Raw genomic sequence first — 22,728 nt, 5'->3', positions numbered from 1 at the left:
TGATATTCAAAAGGAACGGGTCTCCCCTCTCCTTTTGAATTTAGGAATTCAAGCTTCAAACATCCAAACTGCCTTTCATGACGCTGAACATCCAAAATATTCGCGGACAATTTCCCGTACTTAACCAACAAGTCAACGGGAAACCGCTCATCTATATGGACAATGCCGCCACTACCCAAAAACCAAAGGTTGTATTGGAGGCTTTGGCGGCATATTACACCCATGACAATTCCAATATCCATCGTGGTGCGCATACATTAGCTGATCGCGCCACAAGAGCCTATGAAAAGACACGCTCTCTGGTAAGGGAATTCCTTAATGCCTCAGAGGAAGAAGAAATCATCTTCACTAAAGGCACCACAGAAGGCATCAACTTGGTCGCCTCCACTTACGGAAGGAAGTTCATCCAAAAAGGGGATGAAATCATCATATCCACCCTAGAGCACCATTCCAATATAGTTCCTTGGCAAATACTTTGCGAAGAAAAAGGCGCAAAGCTCAGGATAATCCCTGTCAATGAAAAGGGAGAACTGGAGATGGAGGCGTTTGAGAAGCTCCTAACAGAAAAGACCAAACTTGTCGCCGTGGTTCATGCTTCCAATGCTCTTGGTACGGTCAACCCTGTCAAAGAGATTATAGAAAAATCACATAAAGTAGGTGCAAAGGTACTGATCGATGGTGCCCAATCTTCTGCCCACCTCGACATTGATGTCCAAGACTTGGATTGCGATTTCTTTGTGATGTCAGCCCATAAGATATATGGCCCTACAGGCCTGGGGGTCCTGTATGGAAAAAGGGAACTGCTCGAAGCTATGCCTCCCTACCAAGGAGGAGGGGAAATGATCAAAGAAGTCACTTTCGAAAAGACCACTTACAATGAAATCCCCTTTAAATTCGAAGCTGGCACTCCCAATATCGCAGATGTCATTGCTTTTCAAAAAGCCATTGAATTCGTAAACGAATTGGGAAAAGCAAATATACGGGAACATGAGGATGCCCTTCTTCATTATGCAGAAGAAAAGCTGAAAGGTGTAAAAGGCTTTATACCGGTAGGAACAGCTGCAAAAAAAGTCAGCGTACTTTCCTTCCTTATCAAAGGGATGCATCCCTTCGATATAGGTATGATGCTAGATGCTGTCGGGATCGCCGTTCGTACCGGACACCACTGTACACAACCATTAATGAACCGATTCGATATCGAGGGAACTGTTAGGGCTTCCTTTTCTGTTTATAACACCAAAGAAGAAGTAGACAAGCTCTGTGAGAGTATTAGCAAAATCGCCAAATTGAAAAATAAATGAGTGACATCAACCACGTTCAGGATGAAATAATAGACGAATTTTCTATTCTGGAAGGAGATCGTGAGTCCACGATATTTTACATCATGGAGCTGGGAAACAAGCTGGATGAATTTCCTGAAAATGCCCGTCTGGATGAAAACCTGATCAAAGGCTGTCAGTCAAAAGTATGGCTCACCACTGAGGAAAAAGACCAAAAGGTAGTCTTCAAAGCAGATTCAAACACGGATATTACCAAAGGTCTGATCAGTCTGCTGATCAGGGTACTGTCCAATAGGAGCCCCAAGGAAATCATTGATTCCGATCTCTATTTTATCGAAAAAATCGGGATGGGCAATATCATCGGATCGCAACGATCCAACGGGCTTGCCTCCATGATCAAACAAATGAAGCTATATGCGATAGCTTATCAATCAAAACAAAATGTGTAGACCTATGGCTGAAGATAACCAAGTGGCACAACCTGCCAACATACCTGATTTAAGGGATAAAGTGATCGAAGCAATAAAACTTGTCTACGATCCTGAAATCCCCGTAGACGTTTATGAGCTGGGACTGATCTATGAAATCAGTGTTTACCCTGTCAACAACGTCTATATCCTTATGACCTTGACATCGCCTAACTGCCCCTCGGCAGAATCCATTCCTGCGGAAGTCAAAGACCGAATCCAACAAATACAAGGGATCAACGATGTAGAGGTAGAGCTTACCTTTGATCCCCCTTATACCCAGGACATGATGTCCGAAGCTGCCAAGCTTGAGCTTGGATTTATGTAAATAGCACTAATTAAACTGAAGATATATGTACCCTGAAGAATTAGTAGCACCGATGCGTGCTGAATTAACTGATGCCGGTTTTACGGAGTTTAGAACCGCTGAAGACGTAGACAATCACCTAAAAGATCACAAAGGCACTACCTTTATCGTCGTCAACTCGGTGTGTGGTTGTGCAGCTGGTGCTGCTAGACCTGGTGTAAAATACGCTCTGGACAAAACAGACATACACCCTACCACACTGGCCACTGTATTTGCCGGTAATGATACTGATGCAGTGAACAAAGTAAGAGAGCACTGCCTTCCTTATCCTCCATCCTCTCCAGCCATGGCTTTGTTTAGGGACGGAGAACTGGTGCACTTTGTCGAAAGGCACCACATCGAAGGCAGAAATGCCCAAATTATCGGAGAACATTTAGTGGAAGTTTTTGAGCACTTCTGCAAATAAGAGAAAAAATAGTCTGCTTCGGCGGACTATTTTTTTTGTCCCCCTTCCAAAAAAACGATCAGGTAGCTACGGGATTTTATTTCGTATTTATGATCATCTACCCGATAAGATTCAAACCTAATCGGTTATGTTTTTCCAATTATTGCGCAAATCATGCGCAATCAATAATCACAAATCCAAATTAAGTAATTTTACTTAATTTTATTCATGTAATTAATGCTGTTTGTTGTGAAAATAAGGCGGTTTTTTATTATCTTAATGCCGCCAAATGCGGTTTCACGATAGAACAAAACCATAAATAGATAAACGTAAAACTTATGTCTGAAATAGCTAAGTTATCCTTCAACGGTAACGAATATGAATTACCTGTAACAGAAGGAACTGAAAATGAAAAGGCAATAGAAATTGCCAAACTAAGAGGCCAGTCTGGATTAATAACATTAGACCCAGGATTCAAGAACACAGGATCCACCAGGAGCTCCATCACCTTTTTGGATGGTGAAAAAGGGATACTGAGATACCGAGGGTACAACATCGAGGATTTGGCCGAAAAATCCAACTTTTTAGAGGTTTCTTATCTTTTGATTTATGGTGAGCTACCTACTCAAGAGCAATATGATCAGTTTGCAAATGAAATCACCTATCATACGTTAGTGCATGAAGACATCAAAAAGATACTGGATGGTTTCCCATCAGTAGCCCACCCAATGGGGGTACTTTCTTCTTTGATCTGTTCATTGACTGCTTTCTACCCTACCTCTCTCGACCCAAACAGGACAGATGAAGAGATCAAATTGAGCATTGTAAGGCTTATGGCCAAATTGCCGACTTTCGCAGCGTGGGCATATAAAAATAAAATGGGCCATCCGGCCAACTACCCTGACAATAGTTTGGACTACTGCTCCAACTTCATGAAAATGATGTTTGCACTTCCTGCTGAAAAGTATGATGTGGATCCTATCATCGCCAATGCACTGGACAAACTTCTGATCCTCCATGCTGATCACGAGCAAAACTGCTCTACATCTACTGTAAGGATCGTAGGCTCTTCACAAGCCAGTATATATGCTTCTATTTCGGCAGGTATCAATGCACTGTGGGGACCTCTTCATGGTGGTGCTAACCAATCAGTGATCGAAATGCTGGAAGCCATCAAGGAAGACGGTGGTGATACTAAGAAATACCTTGACAAGGCAAAGGACAAGAATGATCCATTCCGCCTAATGGGCTTTGGTCACAGGGTTTACAAAAACTTTGACCCTAGAGCCAAAATCATCAAGAAAGCAGCTGATGATGTTTTAGATAAACTAGGTGTTGACGATCCTGTGTTAGATATTGCCAAAGAACTGGAAGAAGCAGCTCTAAACGATCAATACTTCGTGGATAGAAAATTATATCCAAATGTTGATTTCTACTCAGGAATCATCTACCGTGCATTGGGTATTCCTACAGATATGTTTACAGTGATGTTTGCCTTGGGACGACTTCCGGGCTGGATCGCACAATGGAAAGAAATGAGGGAAAACAACGAACCAATCGGTAGACCAAGACAGGTTTATACTGGAGCGAATGAACGTCCCTATGTCTCTATGAAAGAGAGATAATAAAACTTCATCCAAACTGTAACTAATAATAAGAAAGCGGAGCCTCTTAAAGCTCCGCTTTTTCATGTTATAATCACGGCTTCAACCAAATTTATTTTCATGCACAAGCCCTTTCATTGTTAATTATTCTAAATTATATCACACTATATTTGCCAAAACGAATAATTACCCATATCTTTGCAGCTCAATTAAGAAAGAACTTTTCTGAGTCATGAGCTTCCTTACTCGTTCGTTGTTGGGTTGTATCAAGGAAAATCAGGGCACAGGAGTAAGGAAAAATCATGGAAAACGAAATTTTATTCGCAGACCTGGGAATTTCAGCTGAAATTCTTCAGGCAGTGGAAGGCATGGGCTATACCCAACCTTCAGAAATTCAAGCACAATCAATCCCATTAATGCTAGATGGCCGCGATGTCATCGGTCAAGCACAAACAGGAACAGGGAAAACCGCTTCCTTTGGGATTCCCATTGTAGATCGTGTAGACAACACGAGCAAACAGCCTCAAGCATTGATCCTATGTCCTACAAGGGAATTGGCCGTTCAGGTCGAAGGAGAAATCACCAAACTTGCAAAGCACAAAAAAGGTGTATTCAGCACGGCCATCTACGGTGGTGAAGCCATTGATCGTCAGATCAGAACCCTTAGAAAAGGCGTTCAGATCGTAGTCGGTACACCTGGTAGAATCATGGACCACATGAATCGTGGCACCCTGAAATTGGACTCAGTGAAAACTATCGTCTTGGATGAAGCTGACGAAATGCTCGACATGGGCTTTAGAGAAGACATCGAAACGGTTCTAAGCCAAATGCCCGAGGATCGTCAAACCATCTTCTTCTCTGCTACCATGGCCAAGCCTATCATGGACCTGACCAAAAAGTATCAGATAAATCCTGAAATTGTCAAAATAACACGTAAGGAGCTGACAGTAGAGAATATATCGCAGGTTTATTACGAAGTGAAGCCACCATTGAAGATGGAATTGATCACGAGGTTGATCAATGTTCACCAGTTTAACCTTGGCGTAGTTTTCTGTAACACCAAAAGAGCTACCGATGAGGTAACCGAAGGCTTGATCGCCCGAGGAATTACAGCTGAAGCACTTCACGGTGACCTTTCACAGGCACAACGTGACAAGGTAATGAACAAATTCCGTAAAGGACTTTGTACCGTATTGGTAGCGACCGACGTGGCAGCACGGGGTATTGATGTAGATAATGTAGAAGTAGTGTTCAACTACGACCTCCCACTCGATGAGGAATATTACGTTCACCGAATAGGGAGAACAGGAAGAGCAGGTCGTTCTGGAATGGCCATTTCCTTTATCACAGGAAGAAAAGACATATTCAGGCTAAAAGACCTTGAAAAGTACATCAAGACTTCCTTGACCAAAATGAACCCGCCATCTGTAGCGGAGATGATCGACCAAAAGAAAGATCAACTTGGAAAAGAGGTGACTACGGAGCTGTCCAAAGAAGAAGATAACCAAGTCTTCGAAGCAGCTTTGGGGCAATTACTTGCCGAAGGATTGACCATGGACCAAATAGCACTTGGCTTGGTCAAGCTTCAAATGGGCAAATCCATCCAGGAACTTTCGGATATGAACTTTGACCTTAACTTGGGCAAAGACAGAGACAGAGGAGGAAGAGGTAAAGACCGGTTCGAAAGAGGAAGAAAAGGCCGTGGCGCAGACCGTCCAGGAGGCAGAAAAGGTGGTAGAGAAAAAGGACGACGTGAAGCCAATATGTCTCGACTTTTCCTTAATCTTGGCAAAAAAGACAGGATCCGTCCAAATGATATCGTTGGTGCCATAGCTGGTGAAGCGGGTATTTCTGGTCGTCAGATCGGTGGTATTGATATCTTTGACAACTTCTCTTTTGTAGATGTACCGACAAAGGATGCCAGTCACGTAATCAATGTAATGAAGAGAAACACCATCAAAGGCAAACCTGTCAACATGGAACTTTCTAAAGATTAAATTATATAAAGGTTAATTAAGGTTAGGAAAAGCGCAAATCGAATGATTTGCGCTTTTTTTATGTCCATATGTTATAAAAGTCAGTCTATAGACGAATTGCAGATCAAATGGAAAAGTTGGGAATAGTGGTTCGTTTTAATAGAACGCTGATGACGCGGATGATTATGATTTACGCTGATTTTTTCTATTAAATTGGAAAAGACAAGTAGCATAATAAAGCCCTGAAAGGGCATAACATCCTTAGCCATGCGCAACGCCCATGGTAAACATCAAAATAACCTCATTGTTTTAGCAGCCATCATCTTCCTAGCGCTTACAAATTCACGCTAACCCCAATACACACCAATAGCGTTTTATTCCAATAATCAATTGGGAGAAGCCATTTTAAGAAAGTGTGCCCCCCAGATAGATTGCTTGATCCACGAATTGCGGATCAAATGGAAAAGTTGGGAATAGTGGTTAGTTTTAATAGAAGGTCGCTGTCGTAGATTATTCTATTCTTGTACTTTTGTAACAATATAAGGTAAAAAACACCCTACCAATTCCGCTATTCCCTCTAAGCATTTCCATACTACTTGTTATCTTTGTTCCAAAACACGTGATACATGCAGTTATTCTATCAAAAAGACATTCCTAATTCCGGTACCATTATCCTCAGCCCAGATGAGTCAAAACATCTGGTAAAAGTGCTTAGAAAGTCCGTCGGAGATGATGTGTATTTGACAGACGGTGTTGGCAACTTATTTACTTGCAGCATCACCAAAAGTGACCAAAAAAAAGCTGAATTACGTATTATTGAAAAAAGGCCCTCCCCTTCCTCCGAGTACCATATTCACTTGGCTATTGCTCCAACCAAAAACACCGATCGTATGGAGTGGATGCTGGAGAAAATCACCGAAATAGGTTTTCAGGAGCTTACTTTTATCAAAACAGCCAATTCAGAAAGAAGCTTTCTCAAGCCTGACCGTCTCGAAAAAAAGATGATCGCTGCATGTAAGCAAAGCATAAAAACTAACTTCCCCGTAATCAATCCTTTGACCACTTTTAATGATTTGTTGAGTAGAGCATCCACTGAACATTGCCAAAAGTTCATCGCCTATGTAGACCAAACCAATACCCAACACCTATTTGAACTGGCAAAACCCAAAGGGTCCTACTTGATAATGATTGGTCCAGAAGGTGATTTTTCACCGGAAGAGATTAGCCGCAGTAGGGAAAGCGAATTTAAAGCATGTAGCCTAGGAAATAGTCGACTTCGAACGGAGACTGCTGGACTGGCCGCCGTACATACCTTAAGCTTACTGAACTACTAATCATGGAGTTGGATGATTTTTTCCTGAGACAATACGAACTTTCAGAGAACACCCTCTCTTCATTGCTTAGCTCTGGAAATGTGGTGACCTACGCAGCAAACACTTGTATTATCCGAGAAGGAAAACTGGAAAATTCGAGTTATTTAATAATTTCTGGCTGTGTAAAAGCCCACTTAAACAATGATGGTAAAGACGTCACTTTTTGGTTTGGCTTCGAAGGTGATTTCCTGTTTTCCTATAACAGCAAAATCTTAAAAGAACCTGGTTACGAAAGTATCACTACATTGGAGAAATGTCAACTTTGGAAAATCGATAACGAGCACTTGGACAAACTTTGTATTGAAAACATAGAAATAATCAACTGGTGGAGAAGTCTGATCGAAAAAGAACTGATAAAAACGGAAAGGCGACTTATCGATAGGCAAACAAAGGCCGCAACACAACGATACCAAGAACTTATAACAGCGCATCCCCAGGTACTCCAGCGCATTTCTCTGGGCACCATCGCATCTTACTTAGGGATAAGCCAAGTATCACTGAGTCGTATCAGAAGGTCGTAAAAACGGTTGGAATTCCAGTGCAGGATTTAAGTCTACATAAACAGTTTTTTTAACATATGTAAAATTTAACTACCCATGGACCACGTATATTTGTATAAAAGAGTAAATACTATGGCATGGTTAATTTTAATTTTAGCAGGAATCTTCGAAGTGGCCTTTACCACTTCATTAAAAATGGCCAATAACTTCACCAACATCAAATGGTCTATTGCCTTTTTCATCAGCATAAGCTTAAGTTTCTACTTACTCAACCAAGCCATAAAGACCATTCCTATGGGAACAGCCTATGCTGTTTGGACTGGAATAGGTGCTGCTGGCACAGTAATCGTAGGGATCTTCCTTTTCCAAGAACCGGCGAACTGGCTCCGCATAGGATTTTTGATGCTATTGATCGGTTCTATAATAGGCCTTAAAGTAGTTTCCTGATATACATCAGGAATTGTGACGCTGATAAAAGGCAATTGCCCTATCGAGATCGGACTTGGTATCGATAGCTACTGCCTCGTGGTTGGTCTTTACCATTTTAATACGGATGCCATTCTCCAAGAGCCTAAGCTGTTCCAACATTTCGGCCCTTTCCAACATGGTCTTTTCCCAATTAGTATACTCCAACAGTATTTCTTTGGTATAGGCATAAACACCTATATGTCTATAATAATCCGGTTGGAACTTATCTCGGACAAAGGGGATTGGGCACCTGCTAAAGTAAAGGGCAAAATTATTTTTATCCACTACTACTTTTACTGAATTTGGATTAATGACATCCACATCATCCTCTATTTTTCTCATGAGTGAAGCGACTTTTACTGTACCATCCTTAAATGCCCCTACAAGCCCCGCCAATGACTCCTTGTCTTGAAAGGGCTCATCACCTTGGACATTCACCACAACATCCGCTTCTATACCTGCCACGGCTTCGGCAATCCTATCTGAGCCGCTTTCATGTGCTTTTTGGCTAAAAAATACTTCTCCGCCTTCCGCTTCGATTTGCTCGGCTATTTGTTCATGATCAGTCACTACCACTACCTTATCAAACAAGCCTGTAGCCATTGTACTCAAATACGTTCTGACAATTACCGGCTTGCCGCATAAATCAGACGTAAGCTTTCCCGGAAAGCGTGTCGCACCATAACGTGCTGGAATCATTGCAACAATTTTCATAGGACAATGTTAAAAAAAAATGGTGAAACTACGGATATTTAAGCCAGTTTATACTTTGGGAATCGGTAATAGCACCCCATCATATACCCATCAGTGACCACTGAGTACGCCTCATTCGAAAACGATTTTTTGGGCAAAACGTAAAGTAATTAAGGCAGCACCAAAGACGATAAGGTTTTAATGGCTGGATTAACCCGGATTCTAAAACGTTGAGAAAGTAAGGTAAAGTAGCTGACTTATTCGACAACCACATTTGGCACATAGGGCATTCATAAACCGGATTGAGAAGCAACTGAGGTTACTAACTATCTTTATTTATATTTAATTCAAATTAATATTGACCAAATTTAATTCTATAGAACTTTAATTATACCAATTCTAAATTCCGCAAATCGAACCAAAACATTGAACCATCCTCTATAAATTTGGTTATGTTTGTATAAGAACTTAAAAAATAGGTGACTATGAAGACGAAAGAAAAAGAAATAGTAACATTACAGCGTTCATTGCTTCACGATACAGAAAAAATGTTGAACAAGCAGATAGAAATGGAAGGGAAGTCTTCTGCTTCTTATCTTAGTATGGCTTCGTGGTGTGACATGATGGGCTATAATAATGCCGCCAAGTTATTATATGCACATGCTGAAGAAGAAAGGCACCATATGCTAAAGCTATTCCATTACATCAATGAAGCAGGTGGATTAGCTGTACAGCCAGAAATCACAGGTGTCAAAAATCACTTTAATTCCCTAAAAGAGATTTTCCAACTTATTCTGGAACACGAAATTCAGGTGACCAAATCCATCAACATTATTGTTGACCATTGTTTTGGTGTGAAGGATTTTGCCACGTTTAGCTTTATGCAGTGGTACGTAACCGAGCAACGTGAAGAAGAAACCCTAGCACGTCGAGCACTCGAGTTGTTTGACATTATTGGTGAAGAAGGAATCGGTCTATGGACGATCGACCAAGAACTGGGAAAACTCCATGACAGCACTGGTGATGCGCAATAAAGAAACCAAAAATACGCTACAAAAGCGGCCTGTTTACACAGGTCGCTTTTTTTATTTTTTATAATTGATTAGCTTAAAGAAAAAAAACATGGTCAATAACCTCTTGCAAATCGAAAAAATTAGTCAAAAGATCTTACGAATTGTCATGGCAGCTTATTGGGCAGCAGCTAGTTGCTACGCTATCTTCGGGACAGAAGCACCCTATCTGGTCTTCTCAGGAAGGCTATCATGGTCAATCCCGTCGATGTTGACCGCTCTGCTACTTATCGCACACTTCAAATCTCCCCGCCTAGGAATTGCCGGAGGTGGTTTGAGTGCCTTGATTTTTATTGCAGTAACCATCTATTGTATCAAAGCACTCCCTTTCAATCTCACTATCATTCTTAACTACCTGCTATTGGTTATATCATCAGTGATTTTGCTGGGCGAATCGATTAAAGAAATGGTAAGGGAACGCATCACGCAACCTTTCCCCAAGGCTTAATAGTTCATTCCACTATGAAACCTACCATCAACAGCCCTACCGAATATATCAATACAGTTCCTAAAGAAAGAAAGCCGTATTTCACCAAACTCAGGAACACAATTCTAAAACACCTCCCCGAAGGCTTTGAAGAGACCATCAGCTATGGTATGATCGGCTATGTAGTGCCCCATGATCTTTATCCTGCAGGGTATCATTGTACCCCTTCACTCCCGCTACCCTTTGTCTCCATAGCCAACCAAAAAAACCACATCGCCCTATATCACTGTGGTATTTATGCCGATGACACGATTATGCAATGGTTCATTGAAGAGTACCCTAAGCATTGCACGTATAAATTGGATATGGGCAAAAGCTGTATACGGTTCAAAAAACCGGATGCCATTCCCTATGAGTTGATTGGCCTTCTCATCGGAAAAATAAGTGTGGATGATTATATCCATCTTTATGAACGGCAACTAAAATAGGATGATCACTGACTTATCCCCATCGTCACACGTAATCCAGTAGGCAAGCTCCCCTACCATTTATTATTTGCCTATTTTGGCGCAATCTTTACACGATTAACTTTACTTTTAAAAAGCATAGGCATAACTTGTCCGTTCAATCAAAACTGATTAACAAGTCAATAATACAATTTTAAATATGAAAGTATCCATCCTAAATAAGTCCGTTAACAATGCTCTGCTGCTCATTTCAGCAGCAAGCGTTTTATGGGCTTGTGGCGAAAATAATCAGAAAGAAGGTACTACTACTGCCAATAACAAAGCGGCCACTCCCGTAAGTACTCCCCAATCCACCCTAGAGGAGAGAGAGGGCATGGTATGGATCCCGGGGGGGACTTTATGATGGGCACCGATGAACAAGAGGCTTACCCTGTGGAGAGACCTGCAGTAAAACGTCATGTGGAAGGCTTCTATATGGATGAAACCGAAGTAACCAATGCAGAATTCAAAAAATTCGTCGACGCAACGGGGTATGTAACAATAGCAGAGAAAAAACCAGAGTGGGAGGAAATGAAAAAACAACTTCCTCCAAACACGCCCAAACCAGCTGATTCATTGCTACAAGCTGGGTCGCTCGTGTTTGTGGCTCCTGACCAACCTGTGGACACCAGAGATATTTCCAATTGGTGGAAGTGGACGCCTGGTGCCAGTTGGAAACATCCAGAAGGGCCAGGAACAGACCTTCAAGGAAGAATGGACCATCCAGTGGTGCATATTGCCTATGATGACGCCCTTGCTTATGCAAAATGGGCTGGTAAAAGACTGCCCACTGAAGCGGAATGGGAATATGCTGCAAGAGGAGGATTAACAGAAAAAAGATACTCTTGGGGTGATGAACTAAGACCACAGGGCAAGTTTATGGCCAACACTTTCCAGGGGCGATTTCCAAATGGCAATCAAGGAAAGGACGGATTTATGGGCACCGCACCAGTGAAGAACTTTCCTGCAAACGACTTTGGGCTTTATGACATCATTGGTAATGTATGGGAAATGACCGATGACTGGTTTGATGCCATCAAATTCCAGCGACTAACTGGTAATGCGCCAAAACTGGACGCTAACATGAACCAATGCTACAACCCTACCAACCCCTACGCCAAAGAAAGGGTGATCAAGGGTGGTTCTTTCCTATGCTCTGACAACTACTGCATCAACTACCGCCCCAGTGCCCGCCAAGGACATGCCTATGACAGTGGTTCCTCCAATGTAGGCTTCAGGTGCGTACAAGACACCCCCTCCAAAACCCTTGGAATGAAATAAACCATCAAACAACCATAGAACACACCGGAATTGTCGAAGGGCATTTCCGGTTTTTTTTTACCCAGTTTATGAATTAGGAATCGATATAGCCTGTCTTGACGAATGTCGGGAAGGTATGAAACTACATTAGAACCGGCTGTTTGGAGGGTGGATGATGAACCTGTTTTGCCGCTAGTTAGAATTGGAAACAGCAGCGAAGCAACTGATTTTGTCCGCCGCGGATCAGACCAAAATAGATAGGCTAGGATTTAAACCCGGATTATGCATTAGGAATCGTAGTGAGAGCTGAAATTGCAAGAAAATCAGTTAGTTTGGAGGCATTAACGTAGCACCGCTACGGTTATGCCGAAAACTAAAGTGAAACGGCTGATTTTGAAGCAGGTTCAGGTCACAACAGATAGGCTAATGCATATTCCGGGTTAAAGCACATAGCACCTGTATCTTATCCTGTCAGTCTCTCGATAAAGGAGTGGGTAGCCAAATACAAATCTTACCTTAACATCAGCAACCCCAGAAAGTCAAGAGCTAAAAAAAACCATAACAGTAAATCCCGTCATGGCTTTTTCAAAATGTTTTGTCACTCTGCACCCTAATAATACCTCACTTCACATTCGGGTTGGATTCCCTGAATTTATCTATCTGCCTGCTGTTGATCCGGGTATTAAAGCAACTTAGCTTTTTCAGTTCTGGAAGATCTTCTATATCCCTGATACTTCGCACATCTGTACTGGCTATATCCAGTTCCTTCAACTTTAGCATAGTGTCCAATCCGCGCAGTCTCCTCACACTGGTACCCGACAGGATAAGTGTCTCCATATTGATCAAACCTTCCAGAGAACGTAGATCCTCCACCCCCGTATTGGAAAGGTTCAAGTATTTTAATGTCGTTAGCTTGGCAAGTGGCTCTACAGTAGTAATAGGTGCTTGGGTAATCCGAAGCTCCTGGATCAATTCTAGACTTGCCAAGTCACTTATATCATACAAGGCGACATCATTGATTTCCAGCCTGTGCAAGTTGATAAAATCCACCAATGGCCGTAGATTTTGGATACTTTTACGTTCGATGGTCAGTGACCTGCTTGAAGTCAATTTATGCAATTCTCTCGAATTTGGGCTGGTAGAGATATTGAACTGCTCTACGAAGGCGGTCTGCCAAACACCATCCAGGCTATTCCACCAACCTTTCAGTTCCGCTGATCTGAAGATGACATTGGCATCAGGAAACACTTGAAGTAATGTCTGAACCTCCCACTTAGGCACCTCTGTTCCATCCACATCAAGAAACTCCAATCGGTGCAAGGATTGCAGAGGTGCTATACTGGTAATAAGTGTTTCTTTCAGGGAAACTACCTCCAGTCCCTCTGCTTCGCTAATATCCTCCACATTGGTCACAGGCGTAGAATTAGCAGAGAGCCTCTTTAAAGTAGTAAGCTCTCTCACAGGGCTGAGCTCATGGATTTGAGTATCATTAAATTTCAGCGAGATTAGTTTCTTAAACTTAATGACAGGTCGCAAATTGATGATGTCACTTCCAGAAAGATCCAATGAATCCACCCCCACGATCCTTCCTATTTCTTCCACTGATGGCATCCGATTGCTATTTCCAGGAATATACTTTCTAAGCACCGTTTCCCAACCCTCAGGAAGTGTCTTCCACCAAGTTTGTAGATTCTCCACATTGTGAATCAGCAATACTCTCCTGTTTTTTACGGCAAACACATTGGCCTGCTCTTCTGCTATTTCTGTACGATCAGCATATACGGTTTTCAGGCTTGCTTTCTGGTCCAATGGGCTGAGATTATTGACCACAGTCTCATTGATTCTCACCACACTTAGATGCTCCAGGGAGCTTAAAGGCTCCAAACTGCCAATATTGGTCCTTGACAAGTTGATTTCTTCAAGCATCTCTAAGTCGGACAAAAACTCAAAGTTGATCAAATAATTACCGCTGATATTCAACCTTCTCAAAGCTCTCAGCTGATGAATGTTCTCCACATTATTGAGGCCGCTCTTCTCTAGGTTCAGTTCCTCCAGTCCAGTAAAGGAGTTGAGCCCTGCAAAACTCATCAATGGGGTATTTTCTGCTATCAGGATCTTGAGATTTGCCAATGATGTCAACTCATCAATGTTCTCTATCAATGTATTTGAAATATTCAGGTACTGCAAATTATCCGAATACTTGATAAATTGAATGTCGGCAGTGGGTGTATTGGAAACATCCAGATAGGCCAAATAAGTAACATTGCTGATGGGCCCCAGATCCGTAATCATCGTATTACTGATGTCGATATATTTAAGATCCCTCAGGGACTCCAGAGGTTTCAGATCTTGAATTAGCTCATTTCCCGAGAGGTCCAAGCTATCAATGGCACTTATCCGATTTAGATGATCAATGGTAATCGAGTCTTCAGCGAGTCCAAAACTCTCCCTAAAATACGTTTCCCATTCCAATGAAAGATTGCCCCACCATTCAGTAAGCTCCTCATCACGACTTAACTTGGTCGTATAAATACTTGCTATTTTCAACTCATTGGATTGTGGATCCAAATTGACTTCTACAAATCTCGGTTTGGTATTTTCGATTTTTTCATCATCCAATCCCACAGCGGACAAGGTCCGGTCTATAGACACTAAAAAGGATAACTCATCATTGTCCCTAAGGAAGGGCTTCACATCCCTTACCTTAAACTTAAAGTTGGCATCCTTGAAAAAGAACTCGACATCCTTAAGGTATGCTGGTATATCTTTATTTGTGATCACCTGTCGGTCCAACAGTAAATCATCCTCTACCTGAACCTTATCATCACGGAAAATTTTCTTATAACTTTCTGTGATGATCACGTCTTTGTCCCTAGCGGAAGTTTGGGCACTCCCTACAGTATTGAGAAAGTACTCCAGAAATTTTATCTGGTCTTCTACTTTTTGGGAAAACTCCTTTACTTCTTGTTTGGAATAATCCCCCATGTCTTGGGACATGACCACGCCAGGTATAAGAATTAAACCAAATAAAATGATATATAGCCTACTTCTGATCATAGATGTAATTTAAAATAGCCTCTTTTTCTTCCTCATTGGCCACTTTCGTAAGGTTGCTAATTAGCCAACCCGTATTGAAACCCGGTCGGTTAAATTGGGACACTTCAAAGTACCAGTCCTCCACTTGGAAGAAATGGAACTTTACCCCTTTCACCGTTTCGAATTTCATGTTGCCGTTTTTAATCTCATAAAGGAAAAGTGTAAGATAATCGGGTGTATATTCATCTGATGTATAGGACTCAGGCTTATCGTTCTCCTGAAGAGCTTTACGAAGGTTCATGAACCCCAGTTCGTGGCTCAAAGGATGCAAAAAAGGCTTTTCCTTACCTTCTTGCTTATCGAAATAGGGCTTAAACCCATCAAAAGCCACTTTATTGATCACCCATTCATAGCCTAGTCCCTCCTCTTGAATCTGCATAAACAGGGTGACATTCGTCCGCTTTCCTTTAAACAAGAACACGGAAGACACCTCTGCAAACCATTTCTCTCGGTGAAAGCTCAGGTACTGAGGGTAGTTTTCTGCGGTTACGTGATCAATAAACTCCTGCTTGAGATTTTTTGTGATATTCGAAGTTTCATTGTCAAAAAGTATATTCACATATTTTATTCGAAGATCCCTGTTATGGTACATCTCATCACCTTTATGATATCGGGTGAGCCCATCTTCACTTTCTTCAGCATTAAATCTCCGAAAGAATTGGTTTAGTTGTTTGGTAGAGGCGGCAAATCTGCCGTCATCCTTAATTTGCCCGGGGCCGCCTAAGCCCTGCCCCGAGACAAATTGTATGGATGAAATGATGATAATTACTAATAAGCTTACTTTCTTCATGCGGAAGTTTCGGTCACTCTGATATCACCCAGCATCACATCCCAAAACTCGATAGTTCTTCCGGCTACCTGAGTTTGTTTTTTCTCCACATAGATAGTGATGTCTTTTTTGGTGGTATCTTTATAATTCAATCCCGTCTCCACTGAGGTTCCTTCAAAACGCTGATAGATCGTCACTACTCCTACGTACCTACCATCAGGCTGTCTTTCCAGATCAGAGATATAATGAATGTCGTACCAGCTTATGGTGACATTATCATAGTTAAGAGCCATCAGACGCTCAAAATACCTTCTTACAGGGTAATACGCTACTTCCTGAGAACTCAAAGAAGAAACGCCCATTTCAGATCCTGGCGAAAACAACTCCTCGGCACGATCCATCACCCTGTTTGCTTCGGAGAACTGGGTGTCTTTGCTCCCGATTATGCTAATGTATTTACTAAGGTCTTTTACCTTTTCCAATGCCAATGAATCAATGGCCTGTTTCCTCTGAGGGCTGATATTGTCAGATTGCGCTGCCACAAATAGGGTAGTCGCAAAAAACAGTAGTATGAATGCTTGAATATGTCTTTTCATGGTTATTTTTTTCTGTGTTCCTTATTTTATCGACGACGAAGTTCCAATTCAGTGATTTTTCCACTACCATCCAGTCTCACATCACTGATAAAGTTCAGGTTCTTCTTGGTATCCTTAAGGTAATTCAGATACTTGGCAATGGTGGTAGGCTCATCATAGTCCTTAATGCCATTTTCCTCATGGATGACGATCAAAACAGGTGTGTTCTGGTTTGAAAACATACTCAACGCTTCTTGGATAGAGCTATTGGCACTTTGCACACTACTGGATGAGGCTATAGTAGAAAAATAATTTTCCAATTTTCCTACTGCTACTTCCTCTGCACTAGGTTCTGGGTCTGGAGCTGGTGTAGGTGCCGGCTCTTCTACAGGGGCCGGTTCTGGTGCAGCCTCTACTACTTTCTTCTTACTTTTACAAGCACCTACGGCCAACAGCCCGAAAAGCACTAATGTGGCTAGCCTGCTAAGTGGTGATTTAAAACTACTTTTTTTCATGTTAGATAGATTAATAATTAAGTACGATGGTTATTTAAAGTTCCGGCAAATGCTTCTGGATCAAAAAGCATTCCACTATTTGAAAATTTCTTTTAATTTATTTTCCAAACTCGGCCCCCTAAGATCTTTAGCGATTATTTTCCCTTCTGGGTCAATCATATATGTTGCTGGAATAGCGTTGATTTTATACGTAGCAGCAGCTTCTGAATTGAAATATTTCAGGTCGGATACATGCGTCCAAGTGAGATTATCCTCCTCTATGGCCTTCACCCAAGCATCCTTACTTCTATCCAAAGAAACTCCAAAGACTTCAAAGCCTTCCTCTTTGTATTCATTGTACAATCTTACCACATTTGGGTTTTCTTCTCTACATGGTTTGCACCAAGCTGCCCAAAAATCTATCAAAACATATTTCCCCTTAAAATCTGACAACTTCACTTCTTCTCCTTCTGGATCAGGAAGAGCTATTTCCGGAGCAGGCTGCCCAATACTCAAGGCCCTCATTTCATCCAGCTGTTGTTTCATAGAAACGATCATGTTGTTTTCAGGATAGGACTTGTCCAGCTCAGTAACCAAGCTATCTATATAAGAAAAATCATTTCGAGGGTTTAACATCCCTACAGCTGCCAATGCAGCAAAACTACCCTCCATGCTGTTAATGGTACTTTTTACTTTAGCTGCGTGATCTGACTCTAGCGTCAATGCTCGTTCCTGAATCTTTTTCACCGCAGCCTCATCCTTGGCCGAAAGCGCTTCATAATATTCACTGTTGAGTTCATTGATCCTCTCTTGGTATTCTTCTGCAAGCTGGTCCACTTTAGCTACTTGCTCAGTGTCAAAAGATCCTGAAATGGCCAAGCTTTCTTCATTATCAAAATCGTAATTTATCTCCACATCTTCATTGAAAAGAGCCAATCGCACTTGCTTCACACCATATAGGTCCAGCTCATAAAAAGTCGGGCCATCCAGGCTTAGGGTATATTCAAATCCCCCGTCACTCTTGAGATTGAGCGTATCGATAGGCTCCACGCTATTATCCAAATATTTGGAAAGTATAAGCATCCCTTCCGGGTGGTTTTTCAGTTGCCCACTGATCACCACCTCGCCGTCGAAGGCTTCCTTCTTTTCCTCATTGGAACATGCAGCTACCAATAATAAAGCTGCCAATAGAATCATATAATTGAACTTGGTCATGGAATTAGTTTTCTAGTAGTTCTGTTAAAATTTTGTTGGCCACTTTGGGGTCGGCTTTACCTTTGGACTTTTTCATTACCTGCCCCATAAACATCCCGAGAAGGCCTTTTTTCCCTGATCTATATTCGGCCACTTTTGCTTCGTTTTCAGCCAATACACTTTCTACGATTGGCTTTAAAGAACCCTCATCACTTTCTTGGATCAAGTTGAGCTTCTGTGCTATATCCAGCGGTGTCCGTGAAGGATCCTTGATCATTTCCGGATATATTTTCTGGGAAGCCACAGAGAAGTTCACCTTCCCCTCATCAATTAACGCTATCAAGCTGGCCAATTGTTTTGGTCGCACAGGAAAATTTTCAATATGAAGGGTAAGTTCATTCAAATAGGACTTTACTGGCCCCATCATCCAGTTGGATGCGGCTTTATAATTGGTGGTTTCACCACAAAGCTCTTCAAAATACAAGGCTATTTCCTTACTGTCCGTCAATACATTGGCATCATATTCAGGAAGACCAAAAGCACTCACAAACCGCTCATGCAGTTCACGGGGCAATGAAGGCATAGACGCCTTGATGCTCTCCAGCCAATCTTCTGCAATCACCACTGGGCTGAGGTCGGGCTCTGGGAAATACCGGTAATCATTAAGGTCCTCCTTGGTACGCATACCTGCTGTAAGTCCAGTGGTGGCGTCAAAGGTCCTGGTTTCACTGATGATGGTTTCCCCTTTTTCCATCATATCGATCTGACGGTCAAACTCATGCTCGATGGCCCTGGCGACATTTCGGAAGGAGTTCATGTTTTTCACCTCTACTTTCTTGCCCAATTCGGTCTCACCCTTCAAGCGGATAGAGATATTGGCATCACATCGCATGGATCCTTCTTCCATATTACCATCACAAATATCCAAGTACCGTACCAGCTTGCGGATTTCGGATATAAATTGGTAAGCTTCCTCTGATGCCCGGATACACGGCTCCGTCACGATCTCCAGCAACGGCACCCCTGCACGGTTATAATCCACCAAAGTGTCCACCTCACCAGCAAGGTGCATGGACTTACCCGCGTCTTCTTCCATGTGGATACGTGTAAGCTCGATTTCGCGGGTGACTCCGGACTTGCCCAATGTCACCGGCACTACTCCTCCCACACACACAGGGTTTTTGTCTTGTGTAAGCTGGTATCCTTTTGGAAGATCTGGATAGAAGTAGTTTTTACGGGCAAAAATATTGTTCCGCGTAATATCACTTTTACAGGCCAAACCAAGCTTCATGGCAAATTCCACTGCCCGCTTGTTCACCTTGGGTAGTGTCCCGGGATGTCCCAGTGTAATGACCGATATATTGGTGTTTGGTAAGTTTCCGTATTCCGTAGAATCAGAAGCATACATCTTACTTTTTGTCAATAGCTGAACGTGGACTTCCAGTCCTACTACCAACTCGTATTTATCTTTTATCTCCTGTGAAGGCATTTTATTATAATGAATATTGTTTTTTATAGTTAAGATAACCAAAAATGGCAGAGTTTTACCCCAAAACCAAATTCAAAACCGGCTATTACATGATCAGATGGAAGAAAACATCTCTTGGGCCTTTATGACGACCTGATCGAGACCTTCTATCTTCTTTCCTCCGGCCGTAGCAAAGAAAGGCTGTCCGCCGCCGCCGCCTTGGATTTCTTTGGCCAGTTCGCGGACGGCATTACCTGCATTGAGTGATTTTTCATTGACCAATGATTCGGCTATCACAACGGCAATTTGGGGCTTGCCACTGATGTCCGCTGCAATGACCGCTATTATTTGGTCTACCTCGTTCTTCAATTCAAATGCCAATTTCTTTAGCGCATCCGCAGAAGGAAGGGTTACCTTGGCAATGACCTGATTGCTTCCTCCCACCGGCCGAAGTTTCTTGATCAGTTCTTCTTTTAGGACACTGGCTTGCTTCAGGTGAAGTGCCTCCATCTCCTTTTTCAATTCATTTCGCTCTTGTACCAGCGCTTCTACGGCTTTGGTGATATCTTTAGGGCTTTTCAGCAATTCCTGAAGGGACTTCACCACATCCACTTGCTCATTTACATATCGCTCAGCGGCATCTGCCGTAATCGCTTCTATCCTTCTCACGCCAGAAGAGATCGACCCTTCCGAAACAATCTTGAACAGACCGATTCGGCCAGTAGCTTTGACATGTGTCCCTCCGCATAGTTCCACGGAATAGTCTTTGTCAAAAGTAATTACACGGACAAATTCTCCGTATTTTTCACCAAATAGCGCCGTAGCTCCCATTTTCTTTGCCTCTTCTATAGGCACATTTCTTTGCTCGAGCAATGGGATATTCTCTCGCACCTTCCGATTGACGATACGCTCCACCTGCGCAATTTCCTCATCATTTAGTTTGCTAAAGTGGGAAAAATCAAAGCGTAATAGTTGCTCATTTACCAATGATCCCTTTTGCTGCACATGATCTCCCAACACTTCCTTAAGTGCTGCATGAAGCAAATGGGTGGCGGTATGGTTGTTCATGGTCAATACCCTCTTTGTTCCATCCACTTTAGCCGTAAAAGTGGCTTCGGGATGTTGAGGAAGTTTTTCCACAAAATGCACAATAAGGTCATTCTCCTTTTTGGTGTCAAGGACCTTGATGGTTTCATCCTGTCCTACCAGCACGCCCTTATCGCCAACTTGCCCGCCACTTTCAGCATAGAAAGGTGTTTCATCCAACACCAATTGATATTTGGTATTTTTCTTCTCTTTGATTTCCCTGTACTTGATGATATTGCTGGTGGTCTCCAGACTGTCATATCCCACAAACTGCACTCCCGCATCTTCACCGACCTGCACCCAGTCACCGGTCTCCTGTTCTGCTGCAGCCCTAGAGCGATTTTTCTGCTTGGTCATTTCCGCATCAAAGCCTTTTTCATCCACCGAAATGCCCTTTTCCCTTGCAATCAAGGAGGTCAGATCCAGTGGAAACCCAAAGGTATCGTACAGCTCGAAGGCCACTTTGCCGGAAATCACCTGCTCTCCTTTGTTCGCCATATCCGCTTTGATTTGGTCAAGTCGCTTCAGTCCATTATCCAAGGTACGCAAGAAAGCTGCCTCCTCTTCATAAATGACTTTGGCAATAAAATCTTCCTGTGCGGAAACCTCAGGAAACATCTCTCCAAAATGCTCTGAGAGCAGCGGCAACAATTCATGGAGGAAAGGCTCATGAAAGCCGAGAAAGGTATATCCATACCGCACGGCTCTCCTCAAAATCCTCCTGATCACATACCCAGCTTTGTTATTGGATGGCAACTGTCCATCTGCAATGGTAAAGGATATCGCACGGATATGATCTACGATCACTCGGATGGCAATATCGATCTTCTCGTCTTCTCCATATTTCTTCCCGGCCTTCTTCTCCACAGCGGCGATAAAAGGCGTAAAAACATCAGTATCGTAATTGGAAGTCTTGTTCTGGATGGCACGAACCAGTCGCTCAAAACCCATTCCTGTATCGATATGCTTGGCCGGAAGCTCTGAAAGACTGCCGTTGGCCTGCCTATTAAACTGGATAAAAACCAAGTTCCATACTTCTATGACCTGTGGATGGTCAGCATTGACCAAGTCTTTGCCCGGCTGGGCCATGATTTCGGCTTCTGGTCGAAGGTCAATATGGATTTCAGAACAAGGACCACAAGGCCCTACATCGCCCATTTCCCAGAAGTTGTCTGTTTTGTCACCAAAAAGGATCTTTTCCTTGTCCACATGCTCAGTCCACATATCAAAGGCTTCCATGTCCCGCTCCAGTCCATCTCCTTTATCCCCTTCGAATACCGTCACATAAAGCCTGTCCACCGGCAACTTGTATACTTCTGTCAATAGCTCCCAAGACCAGGCAATAGCTTCTTTCTTAAAATAATCACCAAAAGACCAGTTTCCCAGCATCTCAAACATCGTATGGTGATAGGTATCCACCCCTACTTCTTCCAAGTCATTATGCTTACCGGAAACCCTCAGGCACTTTTGGCTATTAGTGGCCCGAGTACTCGCAGGAGTCTCATTACCAAGGAAATAATCCTTAAACTGGTTCATTCCTGCATTGGTAAACATAAGTGTCGGGTCATTCTTGACCACGATAGGTGCAGAAGGTACAAATTGATGTTGCTTGGATTGGAAATACTCGATAAAAGTACTTCTGATTCTTTTAGCGTCCATGTAAGATGTTA

At 42.5% G+C, this 22,728-nt stretch carries 22 protein-coding genes; 14 read left to right on the top strand and 8 right to left on the bottom strand.

Translation table 11 applies throughout. From position 1 onward, the window contains the following. The first annotated feature begins 77 nt into the window (after positions 1-77). From DN752_RS22105 to DN752_RS22065, 9 genes are all read left to right on the top strand, one after another. Positions 78-1,301: a cysteine desulfurase gene (locus DN752_RS22105; RefSeq protein WP_112785996.1), complete on the top strand. Its 1,224-nt coding sequence runs from the start codon at positions 78-80 to the stop codon at positions 1,299-1,301. Further along, the gene (locus tag DN752_RS22100; protein WP_112785995.1) at positions 1,298-1,729 is read left to right on the top strand and encodes a SufE family protein; all 432 of its coding nucleotides are present in this window, start codon (positions 1,298-1,300) and stop codon (positions 1,727-1,729) included. The genes DN752_RS22105 and DN752_RS22100 overlap by 4 nt, the downstream gene beginning before the upstream one ends. A gap of 4 nt (positions 1,730-1,733) precedes the next feature. After that, positions 1,734-2,075, top strand: a complete 342-nt coding sequence (locus tag DN752_RS22095; protein WP_112785994.1) for an SUF system Fe-S cluster assembly protein — start codon at positions 1,734-1,736, stop codon at positions 2,073-2,075. A 25-nt stretch (positions 2,076-2,100) separates the two neighbouring features. Continuing rightward, positions 2,101-2,520: a BrxA/BrxB family bacilliredoxin gene (locus DN752_RS22090; RefSeq protein ID WP_112785993.1), complete on the top strand. Its 420-nt coding sequence runs from the start codon at positions 2,101-2,103 to the stop codon at positions 2,518-2,520. Between the two features lie 317 nt (positions 2,521-2,837). Continuing rightward, on the top strand, positions 2,838-4,124 hold the full coding sequence (locus DN752_RS22085) for a citrate synthase (protein WP_112785992.1): 1,287 nt from the start codon (positions 2,838-2,840) through the stop codon (positions 4,122-4,124). Between the two features lie 281 nt (positions 4,125-4,405). Next, the gene (locus DN752_RS22080) at positions 4,406-6,100 is read left to right on the top strand and encodes a DEAD/DEAH box helicase (RefSeq protein ID WP_112785991.1); all 1,695 of its coding nucleotides are present in this window, start codon (positions 4,406-4,408) and stop codon (positions 6,098-6,100) included. A gap of 605 nt (positions 6,101-6,705) precedes the next feature. Continuing rightward, positions 6,706-7,413 (top strand): 16S rRNA (uracil(1498)-N(3))-methyltransferase, encoded by a 708-nt coding sequence (locus DN752_RS22075; protein ID WP_112785990.1) that lies wholly within the window; start codon positions 6,706-6,708, stop codon positions 7,411-7,413. A 2-nt stretch (positions 7,414-7,415) separates the two neighbouring features. Beyond that, positions 7,416-7,973, top strand: coding sequence for a Crp/Fnr family transcriptional regulator (locus DN752_RS22070; protein ID WP_112785989.1), 558 nt, complete (start codon positions 7,416-7,418; stop codon positions 7,971-7,973). A 111-nt stretch (positions 7,974-8,084) separates the two neighbouring features. Then, positions 8,085-8,399, top strand: coding sequence for a DMT family transporter (locus DN752_RS22065; protein WP_112786660.1), 315 nt, complete (start codon positions 8,085-8,087; stop codon positions 8,397-8,399). Positions 8,400-8,405: 6 nt separating this feature from the next. Here DN752_RS22065 and kdsB read toward each other — a convergent pair whose 3' ends face one another. Then, positions 8,406-9,134 carry a 3-deoxy-manno-octulosonate cytidylyltransferase gene (gene kdsB, locus DN752_RS22060; protein WP_112785988.1) on the bottom strand — a complete coding sequence of 243 codons (729 nt, stop codon included), beginning with the start codon at positions 9,132-9,134 and terminating at the stop codon, positions 8,406-8,408. 464 nt (positions 9,135-9,598) lie between these two features. Here kdsB and DN752_RS22055 point away from each other — a divergent pair, with 464 nt between their 5' ends. From DN752_RS22055 to DN752_RS22040, 5 genes are all read left to right on the top strand, one after another. Continuing rightward, positions 9,599-10,147, top strand: coding sequence for a ferritin (locus DN752_RS22055; RefSeq protein WP_112785987.1), 549 nt, complete (start codon positions 9,599-9,601; stop codon positions 10,145-10,147). An 88-nt stretch (positions 10,148-10,235) separates the two neighbouring features. After that, complete coding sequence (locus tag DN752_RS22050) at positions 10,236-10,631, top strand: hypothetical protein (RefSeq protein ID WP_112785986.1); 396 nt, start codon at positions 10,236-10,238, stop codon at positions 10,629-10,631. A gap of 14 nt (positions 10,632-10,645) precedes the next feature. After that, entirely contained in the window at positions 10,646-11,098 is a 453-nt protein-coding gene (locus DN752_RS22045; RefSeq protein WP_112785985.1) for a DUF1801 domain-containing protein, read from the top strand. A 178-nt stretch (positions 11,099-11,276) separates the two neighbouring features. Next, a complete protein-coding gene (locus DN752_RS25045) occupies positions 11,277-11,480 on the top strand; it encodes a hypothetical protein (protein ID WP_245949361.1) in 204 nt (67 codons plus the stop codon). After that, positions 11,456-12,397 carry a formylglycine-generating enzyme family protein gene (locus DN752_RS22040; RefSeq protein WP_245949359.1) on the top strand — a complete coding sequence of 314 codons (942 nt, stop codon included), beginning with the start codon at positions 11,456-11,458 and terminating at the stop codon, positions 12,395-12,397. The genes DN752_RS25045 and DN752_RS22040 overlap by 25 nt, the downstream gene beginning before the upstream one ends. A gap of 600 nt (positions 12,398-12,997) precedes the next feature. Here DN752_RS22040 and DN752_RS22035 read toward each other — a convergent pair. The 7 genes from DN752_RS22035 to alaS all read right to left on the bottom strand — a co-directional run bounded on the left by DN752_RS22035 (position 12,998) and on the right by alaS (position 22,717). After that, positions 12,998-15,433, bottom strand: a complete 2,436-nt coding sequence (locus DN752_RS22035; RefSeq protein WP_112785984.1) for a leucine-rich repeat domain-containing protein — start codon at positions 15,431-15,433, stop codon at positions 12,998-13,000. Beyond that, positions 15,420-16,262 carry a hypothetical protein gene (locus DN752_RS22030; RefSeq protein WP_112785983.1) on the bottom strand — a complete coding sequence of 281 codons (843 nt, stop codon included), beginning with the start codon at positions 16,260-16,262 and terminating at the stop codon, positions 15,420-15,422. The genes DN752_RS22035 and DN752_RS22030 overlap by 14 nt, the downstream gene beginning before the upstream one ends. Further along, the gene (locus DN752_RS22025) at positions 16,259-16,837 is read right to left on the bottom strand and encodes a hypothetical protein (RefSeq protein ID WP_112785982.1); all 579 of its coding nucleotides are present in this window, start codon (positions 16,835-16,837) and stop codon (positions 16,259-16,261) included. The genes DN752_RS22030 and DN752_RS22025 overlap by 4 nt, the downstream gene beginning before the upstream one ends. A gap of 26 nt (positions 16,838-16,863) precedes the next feature. Next, positions 16,864-17,331, bottom strand: coding sequence for a nucleoid-structuring protein H-NS (locus DN752_RS22020; RefSeq protein WP_112785981.1), 468 nt, complete (start codon positions 17,329-17,331; stop codon positions 16,864-16,866). 75 nt (positions 17,332-17,406) lie between these two features. Then, positions 17,407-18,525 carry a TlpA disulfide reductase family protein gene (locus DN752_RS22015; protein ID WP_112785980.1) on the bottom strand — a complete coding sequence of 373 codons (1,119 nt, stop codon included), beginning with the start codon at positions 18,523-18,525 and terminating at the stop codon, positions 17,407-17,409. A 4-nt stretch (positions 18,526-18,529) separates the two neighbouring features. Further along, the gene (gene gatB, locus DN752_RS22010) at positions 18,530-19,993 is read right to left on the bottom strand and encodes an Asp-tRNA(Asn)/Glu-tRNA(Gln) amidotransferase subunit GatB (RefSeq protein ID WP_112785979.1); all 1,464 of its coding nucleotides are present in this window, start codon (positions 19,991-19,993) and stop codon (positions 18,530-18,532) included. Positions 19,994-20,086: 93 nt separating this feature from the next. Beyond that, positions 20,087-22,717 carry an alanine--tRNA ligase gene (alaS, locus tag DN752_RS22005; RefSeq protein ID WP_112785978.1) on the bottom strand — a complete coding sequence of 877 codons (2,631 nt, stop codon included), beginning with the start codon at positions 22,715-22,717 and terminating at the stop codon, positions 20,087-20,089. Between the last annotated feature and the right edge of the window lie 11 nt (positions 22,718-22,728).

Origin of the sequence: Echinicola strongylocentroti (assembly GCF_003260975.1) — a bacterium.
GTDB classification, from domain to species: domain Bacteria; phylum Bacteroidota; class Bacteroidia; order Cytophagales; family Cyclobacteriaceae; genus Echinicola; species Echinicola strongylocentroti.
This window is presented reverse-complemented; position numbering and strand designations above follow the sequence as displayed.